This is a genomic window from Ancylomarina sp. 16SWW S1-10-2 (genome assembly GCF_009669305.1).
Taxonomy (GTDB): Bacteria; Bacteroidota; Bacteroidia; order Bacteroidales; family Marinifilaceae; genus Ancylomarina.
Genome location: NZ_SADB01000043.1, coordinates 1 through 5862 on the forward strand (window position 1 = coordinate 1; position 5862 = coordinate 5862).

A 5862-nucleotide genomic window follows, 5' to 3' on the forward strand; every position below is an offset into this window, starting at 1 on the left:
TTTGATGGAATAACAAATGAAAAAGTACAATGGGTTCAAGATAAACTAAATAATAGGCCGAGAAAGCGTCTAAATTACTTGACTCCAAATGAAAAATATAATTATGTTGTAAATAATCAAAAAGTTGCATTTGCAACTTGAATTCAGGTTGTAAAATATTTTATATTTTGGGTAAAGAAAAATAAAATTTGCTTCCTACTCCAAGTTCACTTTCTACCCAAATTCGTCCTTTGTGTTTTTCGATAAAGTCCTTACAAAGAATTAGTCCTAACCCGGTTCCTATTTCATTTTCAGTACCCATTGATGAAAACATGCTATCAATTTCAAATAATTTTTTAACATTACTTTTTTCGATGCCCATTCCGGTATCTGAAACCAATACCAAACATTCGTTTTGTTTTAGTTCGGTAGTAATAATCACTTCGCCTTCTTTAGGTGTAAATTTTATAGCATTTGAGAGTAAATTGCGCAATACGGTTTCTAGCATAGCTTTATCTGCAAATACAATAAGGTTGTGAGGTTGATTATGTGTAATGATAATTGATTTTTCTACTGCAGAAATCTTTAATAATTCGATTGATGAATTAATTAGCGATACAATATCAACAAATTCAGGATTAAACTCCATTCGACCAGTTTGTGACCTTGACCATTCCATTAAATTCGATAATAAATTCATGGCTTGATGAGAGGATTTATTTATTATTTCGGCATACTCAGCAACTCCATTGTAGTCTTTTTTCAATAACTGTTCATGTAAGATATCACTAAAACCAATAATTCCATTAAATGGACTTCTAAGGTCGTGTGCAATAATGGAAAAAAATTTGTCTTTTGTTGAGTTTAATTCCCTTAAACGAGCTTCACTTTTCAATAGTTTAATTTCAGCTTTTTTTCCCTTTGAAATGTCTTTAATGACAGAGATTATACAATGTTCGTTATTAATATCAATTATATGAGCAGATATTAAGCCAGTAAATAATTCCCCTGTTTTTTTACGAAATTCATATTCATCTTCGCTGACATGGCCTTTTGAATTTAAATCTGAAATAAATTTGAGTCGGTCAGCATCTTGTTTCCATATTTTTACTTTAATTGATTTTAAACCAATTAATTCATTGGGATGATAGCCAGATATTGTTTGAACACTTTCGTTAACTTCAAAAATTTTACCATTGGTAAGATTTGATAACATTATTATAAATGGAGCGGCGTGAAATGCTTTAGAAAATTTTTCTTCGTTAGCATTTACATCAATAATCAGGCGTTTATTATACATTAATGTAATACTATATACAAGACTGATAATAATAACCTCCCACGTTAATAAAAATATAGATTCAAATGGTTCCGATTTGAAATAGTTTATAGATATATGGTGTATTTGCAAAATATAAATAATGCGAAAAATTTGAATAATAAATACGGCACAAAATATAATACCTACGGAACGAGTTATTTTGCGGATAATTATGGGAGTCCTCTTTAACATTAAAAAGGCGATTTGAAAACTAAATATAAGATATGCCAATGAAATGTTTATGTTCCTTGCATTTAAGTCGGGCTGGATAAAAGTAAAGTAAGAATGAACAAGACAAAAAATGATAATTAGTATAATGTTTTGAATTTGAATTCCTTTTTTATTTACAAATTTCTCAAGTCCAATTAATAAAACAACAGTTGATGTAACAATCATTGTATTGGCAACAGGTATTGAAAGCCAATCGGGAATAACACTTCTGAAAAACACCAAAATATTTCCCATTGCACTCATAAAAAAGCTGAGTAGTATTAAGAATGTTCCTGGAAATCTTTTTTTTATTTGAAAATACAAAGAACCAATTAATATCAGATTAACAATGTTAATTAAGATGTAGCCAAGGTAAATTGTTCGAATATCAATTTGGAACATACGAATACTTTATTGGTGTTAAAATTATTATTTGGATTGAGTATTATCTGATTATTACAATAGATCCATATTTTATTTTTTCGGATCTAAGTTAAGATTATTATTAACGATGGTATCAATTTTTTTATTAGATCAGTGACCTGTATTGAATTTTTTAATGTATGGTAACGGTGGCGGTATAAAATCGTTGGGGATTATTCCGCCTTGTTTATGCTGAGCTTGCCGAAGTATCTGGTGGTGTGAGAGGTTCTCCGCTAGGCTAATGGCCTAGCGGCAGCCTACTCGACTGTGCTCAGTACTTTTGTTTTTAATATTATTCTTAGTTCATAAGATCGCGATATGGTCTTTTTGATAGCGGTTTAATAATAATTAATAGTCGCATGGCCTATTTCTTTAATGGAGTGTTCATCCAATATTCCATAGGTTCTATATATTCAGAGGTGCTGTTGTCCTTTAAAGGCAAAAACTTATCAATAAAAGATATCGATTTTTCTTTTCCGTTAGTGTGTACTTGTTGGACAAACAATTCTCGATATTGGTTGTAAGTCAAATATGTTCGATGGTTCAGTTTGCGACCATCTATATCAGTTAAATTTTTAAAATCAATTTTTAATCTAGTTGAGTCATTTTCTTTAATTTCTGGAAAGTCAGTAATATTATCTAGTATAATGTGGACTTTATTATTAATAGAGTCTTGAACGATCTTATTTATTCGCACTTTTTTATTATCGATTTTGACCTTATAATTAGATCGTCTCAAAATTCCGATTGGAGAATAGGGGTTATTAAATTTAACAGATATACTTTTGTTCTTCAAGTTGTACACTATTTCTTTAGTAGCAAAATCTTTAGGGTTGGGGATTTTAAACACGTTATTGAAAGATATGTAATTGAGATACATAAGATCTTGTTTCTTCGCATATTCAACATTTGTATTAAAGATGAGTTGCTTTTCTTTTTTTTGAGTTTTGTAAAGTGAATAGAGTAACTTATGAATGGCATAAGTATCTCTATTAATGAATATTTGACCAATGGCTTGGTAACTATTATCATTTATAGTTTTTTTTGATTTAAAATCAATTACGAAAAGAGAGCCACCTTCTATTTCAATAACCTTGGTCAGATCGAATCTATGATTTTTTAAAAAGCTTTCTTTCATTATATACATGAAAGAGTATGTAGAATGTTCATAGTTCCTTATTGCATCATGAATCATCAGCATTGTTAGTTCATTTCCACCGAAAGGGTTAATATGAGCATCCGGTATGAATTTTCTGTCGAAATTGTCATAGTTTATTTCAAGATTTGAATCTCGCTCAAAAGAACTGTCAACTTTATATTCCAATAGTCGTACTTTACTATCCCTCTGGTCGCAAGTATGAAAACCATAATCAAGGTTTTCAATCAAAGCTTCATTAAGATTAATATATGTATCAGATTTTTTTTGATAGTCACGATAATATGCAATATAAGAAAAAGGGGTATTGGGATAATTCGTTGGTATTTGTCCGATAGATCTCTTTACTATTTTGTAAGGAGATTGAAATTTTATTTTTTTATTCGCTTTAATCATTACTTCATCCAACTCCGTGATAGCGATATTGAGATTGATTATGTTTAATTCTTGCCTATTAAGGCTTTTTAAATCGACAAATCTTGATTTATAACCAATACAGGATATAATAAGAGTATCATTATGATTTTGAATTATTTTTGGTATAGAAAAACCTCCTTGAGCATTACTGATAACACCTTTTCCTAAATCTTTTACTAGAATGGTTGCAAAGGGGATTCCATCACCGTTATTAGAGTCAACTAACCTCCCATAAATAGATTCAGAAGGCTGAGATTGCGCCGTAACATATGAAAATAGGATTAAAATAAAAGTAAGAAAACGGATGATATTTTTCCTATTGTTTTTACCGGAATAGTTTTTAAAATCTGTCATAAATGGAATTATTAATTTTAATATTTTGGTCTTAAGCCTACATATTTTCCAAATCTTGAGGAATTAATCTTAACATGGTTTAGCATTCTGACTAACGTGAAATATTTGAACTTTCTATTCCAATATTTTACGTTCGCTTAAGAAATCCATAAACCATGTCTGGAATTATAAAAGTAGCTACCTGCTTCTTTAATCCTAATAGAGTCGTTTATCGTTGAATCTGTATGAATTCGATGATATGACTTATAATCACCATATTTAATAGATTCATCTGATTTTAAAACGTAGAACCTTTCTTTAACTTGTGAAGAATTGGAGTATTTTACTTCAATTTCTTTAACTTCTTGTCCATTGCAAACATATACTATTAATAGACCCAATATCGCTAATTTATTTCTCATAAATTAATCATAACAATTATCGTTCCAAATTGTCGCTCCTTGTAGGTATTATGCACAACGGTCTTGCTAAATTTCGCGGGAGATTTAATGTAATTTCTTATCAATTCGCCAAGTAAGCAAGCCGATTAAATTTACTTATTAATATTTTGGACAAACCAATTTAGTTCGCTTGCTGGTGTTTCTTAATTGCTCTAAACTTTCAACCTGCTAATTACCGCCCATGAAATTTAGCTTTTGTGTGTGCCCTGCATGAGCATGATCACACCCACCATAAGTTCATTGAAAATGTTAAATACATAAGTTTAGCATAAGTAAAGATTATTGGTTGGGCGATTTTTTTTTCCAGAGGGTGTAAGTCCCTTATGCACTAGGGTGACTCCTGTATATGCGAAGCATTTACGAAAGCAATTGAAAATAAGAAATTAGGTGAGTAACCATTAGCAAGCGGTAAATTAACTTTTATGGCGAAAGATTACAGACAGGGTGGGATAACAAAGCCTGTAAGTTTAAATGATGATGAATTTATTCGAAGATTTTCCTTACATATTCTGCCAAAGGGATTTACACGCATTCGTCATTACGATATACTCTCTAGTTCAATCAAAAAAGGTATACTACCTATTCTGCAAGAACAATTGGGATCGATTATTATTTGCCTAGAACAATAAAGCCAACATCGAATTTGCTCCATTTGTAAAAAAGGAGAACTTATCACCATCCGATACTTCGACAATCGAGGACCTCCAAAAGGTATCAAACCTCTTGATGGATCAATATTTCAGTCTATTGTAAAAATAAAGTCTTAAATAAAGACTACTGCGATAGCTATGTCCCATTGTCAACTATTCTAAATCCAAAACACAAAAAAGCTGTAGATCAATCTACAACTTTATCTTTTTTTTGAAATCACTGCATTTAAAGGACTTTCTATTGTAAGATTTTCTTTCCTAAAAGTTCCGCAAACTAAACCATTCCCCATAAAGTAGCAATTCTGTCATCGGTTACGTCAACCTACCGTTCATGTTGGGTAGTTCCTGCCACACGAACGCTTAGTTGTTACAGTACTTACTACTCAAGCAAAAATTTCAATACCGTTTTATTAAATAGTTCAGGATTCTCATGGGGTAAGAAATGTGTTTGTTTTTTTAATATTTCGACTTTTGAATTAGAAATACTATTGCCTATTAGTTTTGTATGTTGTTCAAGAATTATATCCTTTTCTCCAGCTAGAACTAAAGTTTTGGCAGATATTTTCTCCAACTCAGAAGGAAGTATATTGGGTTCTCTTAGAAGCATTTCTAACAATCTAACAGTTACGTTCTCATTACTATTTTTCGTTAATTTCACAATGTCTTTTTGAATACTCTTTTTCACGTTTCTACTAATAGATGTATCCGAAGGGTTTAAATTAGCTCCCATGGTTACAAGCCTTTTAACATATTGCGGATGTTTCATTGCCAAAGTTAACCCTGTATTTCCTCCATCACTCCATCCAACAAGGTTAACCTGTTTTAAATGTAATGTATCAAGCAATACTTTCATGTCCTCAGAAAATTGATTGTAGGAAAAGTTTTTTGAGATTGTATCGATACTTTTACCTT

General features: G+C 30.8%; 4 protein-coding genes and 1 pseudogene. 1 reads left to right on the forward strand and 4 read right to left on the reverse strand.

The features are described 5' to 3' along the window. Positions 1-160: 160 nt before the first annotated feature. The 3 genes from EMN46_RS18290 to EMN46_RS18300 all read right to left on the reverse strand — a co-directional run bounded on the left by EMN46_RS18290 (position 161) and on the right by EMN46_RS18300 (position 4261). Positions 161-1912, reverse strand: a complete 1752-nt coding sequence (locus EMN46_RS18290) for a PAS domain-containing sensor histidine kinase (protein ID WP_154202452.1) — start codon at positions 1910-1912, stop codon at positions 161-163. A gap of 385 nt (positions 1913-2297) precedes the next feature. After that, positions 2298-3860: a carboxypeptidase-like regulatory domain-containing protein gene (locus EMN46_RS18295; protein WP_154202454.1), complete on the reverse strand. Its 1563-nt coding sequence runs from the start codon at positions 3858-3860 to the stop codon at positions 2298-2300. 137 nt (positions 3861-3997) lie between these two features. Next, positions 3998-4261 carry a hypothetical protein gene (locus EMN46_RS18300; RefSeq protein WP_154202456.1) on the reverse strand — a complete coding sequence of 88 codons (264 nt, stop codon included), beginning with the start codon at positions 4259-4261 and terminating at the stop codon, positions 3998-4000. 455 nt (positions 4262-4716) lie between these two features. On the opposite strand from EMN46_RS18300, the pseudogene EMN46_RS20070 reads away from it, so the two are divergent. Continuing rightward, positions 4717-4857 (forward strand): annotated as a pseudogene (locus EMN46_RS20070) (transposase); the annotation flags it as partial. Positions 4858-5329: 472 nt separating this feature from the next. Here EMN46_RS20070 and EMN46_RS18310 read toward each other — a convergent pair. Next, positions 5330-5862, reverse strand: a 533-nt coding sequence (locus tag EMN46_RS18310; protein WP_154202459.1) for an alpha/beta fold hydrolase, incomplete at its 5' end; no start/stop codon positions are given.

Excerpts from the sequence above, each read along its gene's own strand:
- EMN46_RS18290 (WP_154202452.1), bottom strand. The coding sequence starts at position 1,912 with ATGTTCCAAATTGATATTCGAACAATTTACCTTGGCTACATCTTAATT.
- EMN46_RS18295 (WP_154202454.1), bottom strand. The coding sequence starts at position 3,860 with ATGACAGATTTTAAAAACTATTCCGGTAAAAACAATAGGAAAAATATC.
- EMN46_RS18300 (WP_154202456.1), bottom strand. The coding sequence starts at position 4,261 with ATGAGAAATAAATTAGCGATATTGGGTCTATTAATAGTATATGTTTGC.